Genomic DNA, 16,500 nt, shown 5'->3' with positions numbered 1-16,500 from the left:
AGAAGCGCGGAAAACTTTGTTTTCCGCGCTTCTGTTAATAGAGTAATTAAATCTGCTGAGATTTTTTCGTCCTGTTGAAAATCCAGAATATAATTGGGAATATCAATAATGTTAAAACAGTTGCTGTCATTAACCCTCCAATAATAACAATTGCTAAAGGTTTCTGCGATTCCGAACCGATTCCGGTTGAAAGTGCCGCAGGCAACAATCCGATGGACGCCATTAAAGCCGTCATGATTACCGGTCGTGTTCTGGATTTCACTCCATTAAAAATAGACTCATCCAAGCTTAGTCCGTTTTTAACATTCTGATGGAATTCTGTGATGAGAATCACTCCATTTTGAATACAAATTCCGAGCAATGCAATCATTCCTACCCCTGCGGAAATTCCAAAATTCATGTGGGTAACGTGCAAAGCAATAATTCCACCAATTAAAGCAAAAGGTACATTCGCCAAAACCAAAAGTGAATCTTTAATGTTTCCAAAAAGAATAAATAACAGGAAGAAAATCCCTAAAATACTGATCGGAACGACCTGTGTCAATCTTTTAGACGCTCGCTGCTGGTTTTCAAACTGACCTGTCCATCCGATAGAATATCCGTCTGGAATATCAATTTTTGCCACTTTTTTCTGTGCATCGGCAATTGTTCCTCCCAAATCACGGTCACGAATCGAGAATTTCACACCAATATATCTTTTAATATCATCTCTGTAAATAAAAGCTGCCCCGTTATCTTTCTCGATGGTACTGATTTCTTTTAACGGAATTTTAGCACCATCCTGCGTCGGAACCATCAGAGAAGCAATATCATTTTCATCTTTTCTGTAGTCCTGAGAATATCTTAATCTGATCGGAAATTTTCTTTCACCATCAAACATTTCTGAAGCTGTTTTCCCACCAAAAGCCATTTCAAGAACAGACTGAGCATCATCGGGCATTACACCATACGCCGCCATTTTATCTCTGTCGAGAACTACACTTACTTCAGGCTGACCGATATTTTTAATAATTCCGGGATCTTTCACCCCATCTACATCTTTGATTTCTTTTAAAACCTGATCGGCTAATTTATCTAGGGTTTGTAAATTATCTCCATAAATTTTAATTCCGTTTTCAGCTTTAAAACCTGCTACAGCCTCGGCAACGTTGTCGGAAATCGGTTGAGAATAATTAAATGTAATTCCCTGATATGTTCTTAATTTTTTATCGATCCCTTCAATCAGTTCTTCATAACTGATCTTACGTTTCCACTCATCTTTAGGCTGAAGATTTACGGCAAACTGTACAAATCCGAATCCGTTCGGGTCGGTTCCGTCATTACTTCTCCCGGTTTGCGCCAGAACATCCGTCACTTCCGGGAAGCTCATAATATCTTTTTTCAGAAGATCGGCAGTTTTTAATGATTCTTTTAATGATGAACTCATCGGCATTTCTGCGGTGATCCATAATGAACCCTCATTTAACTGTGGTAAAAATTCTGTTCCTAAAAATTTTCCTGAAAATAATGTCACCGCCAAGAAAGCGATAGAAACAATTAAACTCATTTTTTTATGTTTAAAAGTAAAATTGAAACCTTTCAACACAATTCTGTCCCAGAAATTCACAAACGGATTATTCTTTTCTTTTACATTTTTATTTAAAAGAATATGAGAAAGAACCGGAACCAACGTCAATGTAAAAATTAAAGCACCAATTAAAGCAAAACCTAAAGTAAACGCTAAAGGTGAGAACATTTTCCCCTCAACTTTCTGAAATGAGAAAATAGGAATTAATGAAGTAATGATGATTAATTTTGAAAAGAAAATCGCCTTTCCTAAGCCCGTTCCGGTTTGCTTGATCCAGCCGGCTTTTGCCATTTTGTTGAACTTTTTCTGTCCGTATTTGAGTGCTTTATGATCGAGCATTACGAAGAGTCCCTCGACCATGACGACAGCTCCATCGATAATAATTCCAAAGTCAACGGCTCCTAATGATAATAAATTAGCACTCATTCCTGCCATTTTTAAACATAAGAAGGCAAATAATAAGGATAGAGGAATAATAATGGAAACAATTAAAGTCGTTCTCCAATCCGCCATGAAAATCAAAACAATTACCGTTACTAGAACAATTCCTTCCAATAAATTGTGCATTACGGTCTCTGTGGTGAAGTCCATCAGATTATCACGGTCGTAGAACGTTACCATTTTTACGTCTTTCGGAAGAATTTTTTCGTTAAGCTCTTTAATTTTAGCTTTTACACCAACCAGAACTTCACGGGGATTCTCGCCTTTTCTCATGACGACGATTCCCTCAACCGTATCTTCCTGATTGTTCAATCCCGCCTGCCCTACTCTCGGCAAAGAACCTTCATGAACATCGGCAACATTTTTTACCAGAACAGGATTTCCTTTATCATTTTCAATGGTAATATTTCCAATATCTTCAATAGATTTTACCAGACCAATACCTCTTACAACGTAAGCTTGTCCGTTTTTTTCAATAACATCACCACCTACATTTAAGTTGCTTTTCGTAACGGCATCATACACTTGGGATGGCGTTAAATTATATTTATCTAAAGCTCTTGGATCAATACTTAATTCAAAAATTTTATCCTGACCACCGAAAACATTGATGTCTGCAACACCAGGAACACCTCTCAATGCTCTGTCGATTACCCAGTTTTGCAGAGTTAATAATTCACGGGAATCTTTGGTTTTACTTTCCAGCGTGTATCTGAAAATCTCTCCGGTTGGTCCGTAGGGTGGCTGAACTTCGGGGTCTACCTCATCAGGAAGGCTGACGGTTCTTAATTGGTTATTGACCTGATTTCTGGCAAACATATCATCCACCCCATCGTCAAAAAGAATTTTCACAATGGAAAGTCCAAACATCGTGGTACTTCTAACACTGGTTTTCTTCTGAACCGGACTCATTGCCAACTCGATGGGCGTCGTGACAAAACGTTCTACTTCTTCTGCACTTCGCCCGTTCCATTGGGTAATGATAACAATTTGGGTATTGGTAACGTCAGGAAAAGCTTCAATAGGCATATTTTTGAAACTTATAAATCCTGCGACCGCCAAAATAGCTACCCAAATAAAGGTAAATGCCTTATTTTTTAACGAAAAAGCAATTATATTTTTTATGAATTTATTCATTATAGATTTTTTGATGACCTAAAAAAGTCGTTGAATTTGTTTTAACGCAAAGCTTGCAAAGATTTACTTAACTATCTTTCTGCATATTTTCGTTCGCAAACGCGTTTCACTCAGCAAAGGCGCTGAAAAATTTATTTAAATATCAATTTTGAACCATTAAGAATATTTAAGGAATTCGTAAATGAATTGTATAAGACTGAATGTTTAAAAATATCTTCAGATTTTTCCTTAATTCAACTTAACTTCTACTTAAAATCTTAATGGTTTAAATAAAAGATTAACTATTCAAAGAGCGATAAATCAACAATTGATTATTTGTGATTACCTCCTCTTCTTCAGACAAACCTTCAGAAATATAGGTCGTTTCTCCCACCTGTTTCAACACTTTTACTTCTTTCACTTTGATATCGGTTCTCGATTTATAGATCACTACAAAACTTCGGTTATTATCAAAAATTACGGCTTTCGACGGAACTGTGAGTGCCATTTTGCTTTCTGAGCTTGTCACTTTTATGGTTGCTTTACTTTCAGGAATCAGTAATCCGTTGGCATTATCCAAAACAACTCTTGCCTGCATGGCATTGGTTTCAGGATCGATAATTTTAAAGATTTTGTCAATTTTTCCGTCAAAAACTTTGTCAGGATAAGATAATGTGGAAACCTGAGCTTTCATTCCAAGACTTATTTTATCAATATCAGATTCATTCACATTCATAATTGCCCAAACATTCGTTGTATTGGCAACATCGAAAATATTTTCGCTTCTGTCACTTCTCAGCTGCATGTCTTTATTGATATTTTTCTGAACGATGTATCCGCTGATCGGAGCTACCACACTGTAAATATTCCCTTTCTTCACACTATAAACCGTACTTACCGCACCTGCTCTCTGCATTTGGTCCTGCGCTTTCTGAACCTGGCTTTTAGCTTCCAGCACATCCCTTTCGGTATTCAGTTTTCCTTCATACATTTCTTTTGCAACACGCAGATTATTCTGAGCAACGACCAAATCTGTTCTCGCATCGCTTACATCTTTCTGAACTTCTGCCAATTCCGTACTTCTGATAGTCGCCAAAACCTGCCCTTTCTTCACATGATCTCCCAGCTCCACATTTACACTTAAAACATTTCCTCCAACCAGCGGATAAACATCAATATAACTGTTTTTATCAGCCGATATTTTTCCGTAAAAATTATAATTGTCTTCTATATATTTTTTTTCAACTTTCGCTAAAGAAATAGACTGAAGCATTGTATTGCTCAGTTCAAAACCTTTTTTCGCCTGTGGCTTTGCCTCTTCCTCTTTCTTTGAGCAAGATAAAACTGACAAAGTGATCATTACCGGGATTATATATTTTTTCATTGTTTAATAGAAGATTTTTGTTTGTAGGAGTTGATTCAATTGTTCTGCCGACTGTATGATCTCGTTTTTCATATCGTAGATCTGAAGAGCAGTTTCTCTGTAGCTGTCCATGAAATCGACAAATTCAATAAGACTGATATTTCCTTTTCTGAAATTTTTCAGCATTCCGTTGTAGACTAATTCCATATTATCGAGATCGGTCGTTTTGATCTCCTGTAGCTGATCATATTGTACTTTCCAGGTTTTATAAGCAGACTGAACTTTAGTTTCAAGATTCAATCTTTGGAATTCTGCATTCTTTTGATTTTGTTTAATCGCAAAATTGGCTCTTTCAACATTTCCTTTATTCGATTTCCACAAAGGCAAAGGAATTCCAACCATCAGATTGACTTCATTTTTAAAAGTTCCGCTGTTTTGATCCCACTGTGCACCGACATTCAGATCCGGAACATTCATTGATTTTTGCCATTGTGCGTACAACTTGCTGTTATCAATCAATTTTAAATTATATTGATAATCTGCATTATTTTCCAAGGCCTTTTTCTGCAATTCTAAAGCATCACCGAAAGGTTGAGACGCTAAAATATCTTTCGCCTCAGATTCGGAAAGCTGCGGTTCCAGTTCTTCCGTAATTCCTGTTAAGACTTGTAAGTTTTGTTCGAATTCAAGAATATTTTTATTGATTACTATTTTATCATTATTTAACTGAATCACGATGCTCTGAAGTCGTACTTCATCTTTCAGCGACACATTTCCTTTTGCAGACTGAATTTTATATGCTGCCAAAAGGTCGTTCATATAATCCAGTTGCTTTTTCGTATTCTCCAGTTTTAATTTCTCATAGTAAAGATTGAAATAATTGCTTCGAAGCTGAGATCTCAGATCAACCAAAAGTTGAGAAAACTGAAGCTGAGCCAGCTCTTTATTAGATTTTGCGAATGCAATTTCGTTTTTCTTTTTACCACCCATGTAGATGAGTTGGGAAATTTCTGCTCCTTTTGCCTGACCGACGTCAAATGCTTTTCTTCCTTCAGGATTGTAAGCATTTACATAACCGCTCAACTGTGGAAGTTCCCAGATTTTGGACTGCAAAATGTCTGCATCCGCCATATTAATGTTGTACTGTTCGGCGAGCAGCTGGAGATTGTTCTTCTGAAAAGCTTCTTCACAATCCAAAGGTGACATCTGCTGTTGTGCCGTCATCAGCGAGGAAAAGACAACAAACAGCCCTGCAATTTTGTTTATTTTCTCAATTTTCATGAAACAAAAATGCCCTTCTGCTATTAAAATGGTCTTAAAGAATCCTTAAAAAAAAATTAAAATTGGTTAGAAATAACTTCTAAAATACTGATTTAAAGAAATATAGATTGAAATTCAACCTAAATATATGATAGAGTATTATTAATATAGTTACAGATCTTTCGACTGTTTTTTATTCAGAATAAAATTTACAGTAATAAATACCTGTCCATAATTAATATTGAAAAAGAATTTTATTTATTAAAAATCACACTGAATTTATTCAACAAATCTGCGGGAGAGGTATAGATAATTTTTGCCCCATGATATTCAAGAATTCTTTTTACAATTCTTAAACCAAGACCGGAACCGGAAATGTTTTGGGAATTATTTCCTCTCATAAAAGCTTCAAATAATTTTGCCTGTTCCTGTTGCGGAATGGTGTCTCCACGAGAAATTACATCGACAATAAGATGATCTTTAGTTTCGGTAATTAAAACATCAACTTCTACGTCGTCGGAGTAAACTGCAGCGTTTTTAAATAAATTAATGAAAACAATATCCAATAATGACTGAATACCTTTTATCGTCAACAAGGCATCTTCGGAAGTATCTTCGGAAATCAGAAAATCCATTTTAAGTTTCGGATAGCTTTTTTCTACCGCTTCGAAAGATTCAAAAATAACTTCGTCAATTCTTACTTCTTCGTAAATACTCTGAATATTTTCTTTATCAAATTTCGTCAAAAGCAATAATGAATTCGTCAAATCAGACAACTGATACACATCTCTCTGAATCTGTTTTAATGATGTTAAAGTTTCCGGAGTATGCTGCTCAAGTTTAATTAAATTTTCCAGCTGGAAAGCCATTCTGGTAATCGGAGTTCTGATTTCGTGGGAAGCACTTGCCGTAAAATCTCTCTGTGATTGAAAAACATCGTCCAATCTTGCAATCATCGTGTTGAAAGATTTAGCCAGAACATCAATCTCGTCATTAGAATCTCTTACGGGAATTTGTGTGGTTAGTTTATGCGCCGTAACTTCCGAAATCTCCTGATTAAGATCTTCTAGAGGTTTTAAAAACTGCCCCATAAAATAATAACTAAAAAATCCTATGATAAGCGTACTCATGACATACGCTGTTATCAAAAGATATTTAAGATACGCCAGCTTTGAATTCCCATTGGTATCGAAAGCGCTGGTGAGAATATAGTAATTTTCCCCGTTGATTGTTTTAAGCGCTGCGTAAATTTCAGGAACCGTTTTTTCTGAGTAAATAGTTTTCTTTTCGTCAAGTTCTTTCAGTAAAGCATTGTCCCAGGTTACATTTCGGTCTTTAATCGTACTGTAAATAAGTTCTTTTTGACTGTTGAAAATTAAAATGGTTTCGTTTAAAAGAATATTATCTGAGTTTTCATTGAAAAAAACCGGTGCTTCTTCTTCAAAATCTTTAGATTTAGCAATAAAATGTGAAGTAAAATCTAACCTCTGCCTGAATCTTTCCTTGAATTCTTCTCTTCGGAAATCATTAAACGACATATAAATAACCGCCAATACAATACCGAAAAGTAATGAAAAGGCAATACTGAGGTTAAGCGCTATCTTCCTTTTTAAAGACATTTACAACGGACTTAAATAATATCCAAACCCAGAACGTGTGTGGATAAGTTTAACTTTAAAATCTTTATCAATCTTCTTTCTTAAAAAATTGATATAAACTTCTACGGTATTCGTGTTGGTATTAAAATTGTGTTCCCAGACGTTTTCTGTGATCTGCTGTTTCGAAACGGTTCTTCCCTGCGCTTCTGCCAAATAAGCCAATAATTGAAATTCTTTCAACGTAAGGGCAATCTCATTTCCGGCACGAAAGACTTTTTGTTCGGTTTTATTGATAATTAAATCATCAATTCTTATGATATCCTGATCTACATTATCAGACGGCGTTTTTCTTCTCAACAAAGAATTCATTCTTAATAACAATTCTTCAAACTGAAACGGTTTCACCAAATAATCATCTGCCAATCTCGTAAAGGCATCTTTTTTATCAGAAAGATCTCCATAAGCCGAAATGATAATGATCGGTGTATTTTTATCGAAAGAACGTATGGTCTGGCAAACATCAAGCCCGTTAATTTTCGGAACATTAATATCAAGCAAATAAAAATCGTAAGTATTGTTCTTAATCTGGCGAAGAAAAGTTTCTCCGTCGTAGATTTTGTCACAGATAAAATTGTTTGATTCTAAAAACTTACAAAGTTCTGCAGAAAGAATTAGATCGTCTTCCAATAAAAGGATGTTCATCGAAAATTATTTTATACGAATGTAACTAAATTTTTTATGAGAAGAAAGGAATTCAAACGAGTAGGAAATAGTTTTAATTGAATTTTAAGGTTGAAAGGCTTGAATTTATTTATCCATTTTAGGATTTTTTGATTTTGATATATTTAACTTTTCTTTCAAAGATATTAAACTTGAATACAAAGTCCACTTAGTTTTTTGAATACTAATTTTAATTTCACAAAGCTGTGTCACTTAAATAACGTCACAAAGGTTTCTGTTAAATTTTTCAACTTTCTCACCCCAAAGTTTTGGGATGGGTCATTGTTTAATAAATAAGTGGAAACAAAAATTAACATTCGTAATTTCTGAGTGAAACCTAAGCAATATTACACTCAAAAATTAAAGCAAAAAAAAATCCCGAAGAAATCGGGATTGAATTGAGAGCCAACTACGGGACTTGAACCCGTGACCTCTTCCTTACCAAGGAAGCACTCTACCGCTGAGCTAAGTCGGCCTTAAACAAAAAAATCACGCTAAATATAGTGTGATTTTTGTTGAGCGGAAGACGAGGGTCGAACTCGCGACATTCAGCTTGGAAGGCTGACGCTCTACCAACTGAGCTACTTCCGCAATTTTGTTTCCAAAATCATTGATCTTAAAACTCGCAACACTTTTTTTTAATATAAAATGTGGGGAGAGCAGGATTCGAACCTACGAAGCCGAAGCAACTGAGTTACAGTCAGTCCCATTTAGCCACTCTGGAATCTCCCCAGATATTTTATATTAAATTGAGCTTCCAGAGGGATTCGAACCCACGACCCCGAGATTACAAATCACGTGCTCTGGCCAGCTGAGCTATGGAAGCAATTTAAAAAAACAAAGAATTCAAAAGAACACTGATCCCTTTTTGCGAGTGCAAATATAGAACGGTTTTTTTGAATTCTCAAATTTTTTAATGACTTTTTTTATCTTTTTTTTTAAGCAAGTTCTTTCTTCTTGATTAGTAGCTTTTTAGCAGTATCCACGCACATATCCAAACTTTCTTCAAAAGTCGCACTTGTCTTCTTTACTACGATATCATCACCTGGAACAGCTAAAATAAGCTCTGCAGTTTTGTTTGCTCTATCAGAGTTATTTTCTACTTTTAAAAATATTTTACACTCCTGAATTTTGTCATAAAAAGTTTCCAATTTACTCACTTTTTTCTCGATGTGTGATTCTAATGGTTCGTGTGGTGTTAAACCAATTGACTGTACTGTAATCTTCATAATTCTTCTTTTTTTGATGCTCTTGGATGAGCCTGATTAAACACTTTTTTCAATTGTTCTATATTAGCATTTGTATAGACTTGGGTACTTGCAAGACTTGAATGCCCTAATATTTTTTTCACTTTAGAAATCTCGGCCCCATTGTCCAAAACGTGAGTAGCAAAGCTATGACGAAGGATATGAGGACTTCTTTTTTCTTTTGTTGTTACAAGACTAAGGTACTTATTAACCACCATATAGACAAATTTTTCAGTCAGTTTTTTTCCTTTACTGTTGACAAAAAAATATGATTTATATTCTGTCTGCGGTTTCCTTATTTCCAAATAACTTCTAAGCAGATTTGACAGATTTTCAGAAACAGGAACATACCTTTCTTTATTCCCTTTCCCTATTATCTTCAGCTCGTTTCCGCCTAAATTAACATTCTCAAAAGTCATACCACAAAGCTCAGCTTTACGGATTCCGGTCTGGTAAAGCACTTCCATGATGCATTTTTCCAAAACATCGGTAACCTGAGCAAAAACCTCATCATTAAGCTTTTGCATTTCTTCTTCAGACATCGGAATCTGTTTTTCGGGATAAAATTTCAATGAAGAAATATTTTCTGTCGGTGAAACTTGAATTTCACCCAAACGCAAAAGGAAAAGATAAAAACTGCGGAGAGATGACAATTTCCTATTGATACTTCTTTTGGAAATGCCGTTTTCGCTTAAATTGACAATAAAATTTCGGATAATCTTTTTATCTGCCTGGGAAATATCTTCGGAAGATTCTGTTTCGAGGTAAAAATGAGAAAAATCTTCAAGATCTTTTCTGTAACTTGTAATTGTGTGAGGCGAATACCTCTTTTCGAATTGTAAATATTCTAGAAATTTGTCAAGCATCATATATTGTATAAAAACAAAAATTCACTCTTCAAATATAAACTATTTAAAGAGTGAATTAGTATGTGGTTAAGAAAATTTCTTAAGCCTGTTCTTCTTTGCTAAGATTTCTTTGCTTATAAGAAGCTTTCAATCTTGCTTGTCTTAAAGTTACAGAAGGCTTAATAAACGCTTGTCTAGATCTTAATTGACGAACTGTACCTGTTTTATCAAATTTTCTTTTATATTTCTTTAGTGCTCTGTCGATGGATTCACCATCTTTTACTGGAATTATTAACATATATTACATCTCATTTTGGATTGCAAAAGTAATCATTATTTACTAAACCGCAAAATTTTATTTAAACAAATCAACATTTCACTATAAAGCAAAAATTACCAATCATCATTACTATAAAAACTACTAATTCTTTTCTAGTATATTCCCATTCACAACAACATCGATTTAATTAACCAAGAACACAGGCAATATTAACGGTATTTAAATAATATTTGTATATTTGCACTCACTTTATTCATGGGGTTGACTGGTTTCGACAGCAAGATCAATGGGTAAGTAAGCATGCAGAGAACCGTAGCGCGATCTCTTTAATCCCTTGCTACAAAATTTTAACTGGCAACGAAGAGTTCGCTCTTGCAGCTTAATCCGAATCATAGTAGGATCAAGCGCTTTCCCGAAGATAGTAAGGAAGCAAGATGTCTCACAAATGCTCCGTTCTACGGCGTTTGATTCTGAGATATAGGAATGTAGAAATAAGATTTTAGTTGCTTCGGCTAAAATTCGAAAACCTCAGAAGATAAGCTGAAAGTTGGGTGTCTGCTCTCTGCCTCCAGTCGAAAACCAATAGCAGAATAAGCATGTAGAAATCTTATGTATTGCTTGTTTGGACGAGGGTTCGAATCCCTCCAACTCCACTTTTTAAGCCAAAGAGAATTTGTAAATTATTGAATTTTAAATAGTTGCATTTTCTCTTTTTTGTTTTTGTACCCAAAATTGTACCCAAATTTTTGAAATGTACTTTTCTAAATCTGTTTGAATTTAATTAAACTTATTTGAATTTTAACAATACAATAAGTTATTATAATGATGCAAATATATTACGATTTAAAATAATGTCCGTTACTCTCAAAATAATCATACATTATGCTCCGTGCGGTTGCGCTCCAATCAATCACAACCCAATTAGGAATATTAAAAGTATCATCTTCATAAAGCCATTGTACGAAATCTTCATCACTAGAAAATTCGCCGTAATAAGAATTGTTTACATATTCATACAAGCTTTGGAAATCCATTTTTCCTAAACAATCAATACAAGCTATAAAAACTTCGAGATCGTGCCCAGAATCATCTATTTGTTGTGCTATTTCGTAAATATCAGACGACAAATAACACTCACCAATTAATCCGAGTTTTTCAAACAGTTCGCACCCTTCATAATCTTGTAGCATGAACTCTGGGTCTGATTCATCTCTGTGTAGTTTTCGCATTGTTTTTAAAAGATCTTCATAATCCGAATAATCTCCGCCGAGATTTAACCATTTGCCGTAAAGGCTTGAATTGTTATACTTAGTGTACGTTCCTACATAGATACTCGCAGTATCAAGACAATTTCGTAAATTTGTCATGTTAATAAGTTTTAAGCGTGATTTAAAATTTATTGATTCGCCTAGCAGTACGCCAATACTTCTAGGCATTTTTGTTTTATATTGAACCTTGTACCCAAAGACACAAGGCTAAAACTAGCTTGTAAAGATGTATAAATATACAATAAAAAGCCCATAAACACAAGTGTTTACAGTAGTTTTTAACCAAAATATCAACGTCTGTTAAAAACTTTTTAACAACTCAGAGCGCAGGAAAACAAAAACAGCCTTCAAAAAACAAAAATCTTTGATAGGGGGCGGTTGGAAAAAAACCTCGCTGACGGGGTACGAAATCCGTATAGTAGATACACACCCGACACGCTACAAAAATTTTAAGATATGACATAAGGGGTAGTTTTTATACCAAATTTAGGATGTGGGGTAAATGGGAAGATATATATTTGCCAAAAATATGCATTCCTATATAATAATTTATTTTTTAAAGTTATCAAGGCACAAGCTATACATGTGCCTATTTAGATATTTACAATTTATTTGCATTTAAAAAAAGTTAGTCTCATAACTCTATGATATGGGTTAAGATCCCATTGTACGAAAACCATTCTCCATCAGTGAGGGTCGATAAAAAACGTAAAAAAGTCCGTTTACACTAGTTGTGAGACGGACCCTTTTATAATATATCATCAGTTACTAATGTTATTTTTTTCATAACTGATCCATCTGTAAATATAAATTCAAACTCATCATATTCATCCCAAAATTCCTGACTTAATTTATCAACAAGTTCATCTCTACTCACCTTCCCAGGTAATATTACAAAATTCTGTTTTTCAACAGTTGTGAATAATATACTCCATCCTTCCACAATACCTTTAACATAATCAGGATCCCTATCTTTATAGTAATCAATAGCTATTTTCTGCTCATTATTTATTGGGTGAGGGGATACAAAAACCATTAAAACAATTTTTTGCAGTTCATTTTCATTAATTATCTCGCTAAAAGACATAGCCCCACTAGTATTCTTTAAATTATACATTTGAAATACTTCTTTTGAATATAATCTTTCATTATCTATTTCCATATTAATAGTAACGGAAAATGGGTTTAAAGAAAAAACATCCATTAAAGAACTATATCTATAAGGCACAAACTTTTTTAGTGCTGGTGCCTTGACTTCAGCATAGTCTAAAAGATTGTATAATTTTGAAGGTAATAATGGATATAAATTTGTTATGATATCATAATCAGAATTAAATGGGTTCCATAAAGTCGTTTTATAAGCTAGATCTCCCAATCCAGCAACATCATCAATAGATTCGTTATTTTCACGATCATTTTCATTTGACCTATCTGTATAAATTATTATAATATTATCCTCAACATCTATTTTCGACGAATTATCAAATTTATATTTTAGAAGATATTTTACAAACCGATTATAATTTGAAAAATTTAGTGTTTTAAATCTAACTATTTCGGCATCTAAAAAGCTTCGGATAGTTAGTGGTTCATCAATTGCATTATTCAAACTACCTAAATCACAATCTCCAATATCACTATGGCGTATTTTATCAATGAATAATTTATATCCTTTTTCCAAATTAATCTTTGAAAGAAAATAATCACATATATCTTCTAAAGCATCTCTATCATTAAAAAAAAGCTCCGATATAATATGCTCAACAGCAATATCAATGATTTGATTAGTATATGTTTGCATAATTTTCTCTGCCAAGACATTACACTCATCAGGATATGATATTATTGATTTTCGATCAATTGAAATTAATGGACGAATCTCACCTGTGAAATTTAAGTTTCCATTATTATTCAGCATTGACAAAAAGTAACTTTCATCAGTATAATGATGTCCATGCAAGCCATCTAATTCAATAATAATTCCATCAATCGATAAATTATTTGACGCTCCAATGATTAAACTATTGAATCTCCAACCTTCTAGTTCGAAATTATATTGTTTTTTAGGTAAAAATAAGATGCTATTAAACTCAATGCCCTCTTCCTGAATATGTATTTCTCTTGCAATTATATTCTCAGCAATATCTTTAATTGTAGGTTTTTTAAGATCATCATCATTTATAGAGTGTAAATTCCAGTGATATTGACCACCCAATTCCAATTCAAAGTGACCAGGTAATTTCGGTTTAAATTGACCACCCTTAATTTTGATAAAAACTCTTGCAAATATAATAATTAATTACTCCCTGTTAACTCCTCTCTTCTTTCTCATAGATTCCCCCTGAAGTTCTAGTCGGTGAGACTGATGGATAAGTCTGTCCAGAATAGCATCAGCGATGGTCTTTTCACCAATAATATCATACCATCCCTGCACCGGGATCTGCGATGTTACAATGATGGATCCGTTGTTGTGACGGTCTTCTATGATCTCCAACAGGGTTATCCTGTTGGCACTGTCCAAAGCCTGAAGACCAAAATCATCAAGGATGATCACATCCTGTCTTTGTATTTTTGCTAGTTCCCGCAGGTATGATCCGTCTGCTTTTGCCATTTTTAATTTGGCAAACAGTTTGGAAGTATTAAAATAGTTGACCTTGAAGCCTTCGATACAGGCTTGATAACCCAACGCAGTTCCCAGATAACTTTTACCCACGCCTGTACTTCCTGTGATCAGGATATTCTCATTTTTCTCTACGAACTCACATCCTGCAAGACGCATTACCAGATTACGGTCGAGATTGCGGGTGTCATCGAAGTTGACACTTTCAATACTGGACTTTCTTCTTTTTCCGGATCGATCATCTGATCCAGATTGTTCTCCAATATCTTCTGTACGGTCTTAAAGCTGTAGATCTTAAAATCCAATGCCCGTTTACAGGCATTTATCAATCGTTCTCTTCCTACTTTTTTTTCGAAGTTCAGTATCCCCAGGCAGCTTTTGTAAGCCTGCTCGGGATGATTCCGACTGTCGATAATTTGGAGGATATATTCTCCCACTGCGGTATCAATACTGTTAGCCCAATCGATAAAGCGGGAAGCACTCCATCCGGCAACGAACTGGTGGGTACTGGCTAAATGTTCTGTAATGGTTGTGTAGACATAAGGCTTGTAATTGCGTCTGTGCATTGCGATCCTGTTGTATTTGTAGTAGATCTCTACGGTGGAAGATGTGTATAGGATCTTGATCTTCTTCTTGATATACTGATATGGAACACTGTAGTAGTTCTTGTCATGGCTCAACTGTACGTGCCCATTCTGCATCACGGTTGCAAAGGATTGGTACCTGATCTCAAAACGATGCTCAGGCAGTGGGCGCAGCTGCTGCTTCTCGTCCTCTAAGAACAGCTCATACCGGGAGTAAGGACGTCCTGTGAGCTTGCGTTTGTTATGAGAGTCCAACAGATCCCATATCTCACTATTTAGTTCATCCAGACCGCAGGCTCCCTGTTGAAGGTTGGCGTAGATCCTTCTGTACAGGATCTTGACCGCGCCCTCTACTAAGGATTTATCTCTCGGCTTGTAAGCCCTGGCAGGCAGGATGGTCGTTTCATAATGTTCGGCCAGATCGGCCAGGGTCTCATTGATGGTGGGTTCAAAACGGCTGCTTTTGATCACTGCGGATTTTAAATTATCAGGAACGATCGCTGCCGGTGTGCCTTCAAAAAAGCGGATGGCATTTTCTACAGATCGTACAAAATCTTCCTTTTGCTGACTCATAGAGGCTTCAGCATACGTGTACTGGCTGGCTCCCAATATGGCTACAAAAAACTGAACTTCTTTAAGCTCCCCGCTTTCTTTATCAATAATGGAGAGTGTCTTTCCTGCATAATCGACATACATCTTATCACCGGATTTGTGATTCATATGCATCACCGGGTTCACACGCTTGCCCCAGATCTTGTAATGATGCCGGAACTGTGAACTCTGAAAACCATCAGGATACAGTACAAGATACTGCTCCCACATATGATTTACCGTGACACCTACCTTTTTGAGCTCACGTTCCATCTTGGGAAAAAAATCGTACAGGGATTGTAGTTTGGGGCTGATGGACTGGACGGTGGTATTGGAAAACAAAAGTTCCAGCTCGGCGTCTGTCTTGGCATTGATCGCGTCAAGGTTTAAGCCCAGGATCTCATATAATGAGATGTATTTTTTAACGGTATTTCTGGAAAGGGATAAATAGCTACTTATAAATAACTTGCTCTTTCCAGTACTGTAGAATTTTATGACTTTTCTAATTTTACTCATGTCTGTTATTTTATTTGCCATAATCCGCTTTTTTTAACGAATGTATGACGCTAACATCATGAAAAAATCAAGTGTCTGTTATTTTATTTGCCATAATCCGCTTTTTTTAACGAATGTATGACGCTAACATCATGAAAAAATCAAGTCGTTTTTATCTCAAATATAACCCAGATAACAGGTGGTCATTTTGGACCGGAAAGTGGTGGTCACTTTGCTCCGAAATTAGTGGTCAATTTACTCCGAAATTAAGTGGTCAATTTGACCGTCTTTTCCATTATAGAGTACGGATAATCCATTTCCTGAGCATTTTCGATTAGATTTTCATCTTTCATCACANAGGTGGTCATTTTGGACCGGAAAGTGGTGGTCACTTTGCTCCGAAATTAGTGGTCAATTTACTCCGAAATTAAGTGGTCAATTTGACCGTCTTTTCCACTAATAATCGTATTTTTGTATTTGTAAAGTATTTTTCATTGATAAA

Annotated in this window: 12 protein-coding genes, 4 tRNA genes and 1 other RNA gene; 1 reads left to right on the top strand and 16 read right to left on the bottom strand. The window is 35.2% G+C overall.

Features of this window, described 5'->3' with window-relative positions:
* Positions 1 to 46: 46 nt before the first annotated feature.
* The 12 genes from ASG22_RS10380 to rpsU all read right to left on the bottom strand — a co-directional run bounded on the left by ASG22_RS10380 (position 47) and on the right by rpsU (position 10,458).
* Positions 47 to 3,145, bottom strand: coding sequence for an efflux RND transporter permease subunit (locus tag ASG22_RS10380; RefSeq protein WP_055983803.1), 3,099 nt, complete (start codon positions 3,143 to 3,145; stop codon positions 47 to 49).
* A 277-nt stretch (positions 3,146 to 3,422) separates the two neighbouring features.
* Positions 3,423 to 4,508: an efflux RND transporter periplasmic adaptor subunit gene (locus tag ASG22_RS10375; protein ID WP_055983800.1), complete on the bottom strand. Its 1,086-nt coding sequence runs from the start codon at positions 4,506 to 4,508 to the stop codon at positions 3,423 to 3,425.
* Positions 4,509 to 4,511: 3 nt separating this feature from the next.
* A complete protein-coding gene (locus tag ASG22_RS10370) occupies positions 4,512 to 5,768 on the bottom strand; it encodes a TolC family protein (protein ID WP_238586897.1) in 1,257 nt (418 codons plus the stop codon).
* A gap of 233 nt (positions 5,769 to 6,001) precedes the next feature.
* A complete protein-coding gene (locus tag ASG22_RS10365) occupies positions 6,002 to 7,366 on the bottom strand; it encodes an ATP-binding protein (protein ID WP_055983797.1) in 1,365 nt (454 codons plus the stop codon).
* Complete coding sequence (locus tag ASG22_RS10360; protein ID WP_055983794.1) at positions 7,367 to 8,047, bottom strand: response regulator transcription factor; 681 nt, start codon at positions 8,045 to 8,047, stop codon at positions 7,367 to 7,369.
* Between the two features lie 421 nt (positions 8,048 to 8,468).
* A tRNA-Thr gene (locus ASG22_RS10355) sits at positions 8,469 to 8,540 on the bottom strand.
* 43 nt (positions 8,541 to 8,583) lie between these two features.
* Positions 8,584 to 8,656 (bottom strand) — tRNA-Gly (locus ASG22_RS10350).
* 60 nt (positions 8,657 to 8,716) lie between these two features.
* Positions 8,717 to 8,797: transfer RNA gene (locus ASG22_RS10345), tRNA-Tyr, on the bottom strand.
* Between the two features lie 20 nt (positions 8,798 to 8,817).
* Positions 8,818 to 8,891: transfer RNA gene (locus ASG22_RS10340), tRNA-Thr, on the bottom strand.
* Between the two features lie 112 nt (positions 8,892 to 9,003).
* Positions 9,004 to 9,294 (bottom strand): HPF/RaiA family ribosome-associated protein, encoded by a 291-nt coding sequence (locus tag ASG22_RS10335; protein ID WP_055983791.1) that lies wholly within the window; start codon positions 9,292 to 9,294, stop codon positions 9,004 to 9,006.
* The gene (locus ASG22_RS10330) at positions 9,291 to 10,178 is read right to left on the bottom strand and encodes a tyrosine-type recombinase/integrase (protein ID WP_055986746.1); all 888 of its coding nucleotides are present in this window, start codon (positions 10,176 to 10,178) and stop codon (positions 9,291 to 9,293) included. The genes ASG22_RS10335 and ASG22_RS10330 overlap by 4 nt, the downstream gene beginning before the upstream one ends.
* Positions 10,179 to 10,260: 82 nt before the next feature.
* Positions 10,261 to 10,458, bottom strand: a complete 198-nt coding sequence (gene rpsU, locus ASG22_RS10325; RefSeq protein ID WP_055983788.1) for a 30S ribosomal protein S21 — start codon at positions 10,456 to 10,458, stop codon at positions 10,261 to 10,263.
* Positions 10,459 to 10,697: 239 nt separating this feature from the next.
* On the opposite strand from rpsU, the gene ssrA reads away from it, so the two are divergent.
* Positions 10,698 to 11,096: a transfer-messenger RNA gene (ssrA, locus tag ASG22_RS20755) on the top strand.
* A 180-nt stretch (positions 11,097 to 11,276) separates the two neighbouring features.
* On the opposite strand, the gene ASG22_RS10320 is transcribed toward ssrA, so the two are convergent.
* The 4 genes from ASG22_RS10320 to istA form a co-directional block, all read right to left on the bottom strand.
* Entirely contained in the window at positions 11,277 to 11,807 is a 531-nt protein-coding gene (locus ASG22_RS10320; RefSeq protein WP_055986743.1) for an antirestriction protein ArdA, read from the bottom strand.
* Between the two features lie 649 nt (positions 11,808 to 12,456).
* A complete protein-coding gene (locus ASG22_RS10315; RefSeq protein WP_131726184.1) occupies positions 12,457 to 13,923 on the bottom strand; it encodes a hypothetical protein in 1,467 nt (488 codons plus the stop codon).
* Between the two features lie 84 nt (positions 13,924 to 14,007).
* Positions 14,008 to 14,493 (bottom strand): ATP-binding protein, encoded by a 486-nt coding sequence (locus ASG22_RS10310; RefSeq protein WP_238586931.1) that lies wholly within the window; start codon positions 14,491 to 14,493, stop codon positions 14,008 to 14,010.
* Positions 14,487 to 16,040, bottom strand: a complete 1,554-nt coding sequence (gene istA, locus ASG22_RS10305) for an IS21 family transposase (protein ID WP_055983780.1) — start codon at positions 16,038 to 16,040, stop codon at positions 14,487 to 14,489. Before istA ends, ASG22_RS10310 begins: the two co-directional genes overlap by 7 nt.
* Positions 16,041 to 16,500 lie beyond the last annotated feature (460 nt).

Source organism: Chryseobacterium sp. Leaf405, from assembly GCF_001425355.1.
Taxonomy (GTDB): Bacteria; Bacteroidota; Bacteroidia; order Flavobacteriales; family Weeksellaceae; genus Chryseobacterium.
This window is presented reverse-complemented; position numbering and strand designations above follow the sequence as displayed.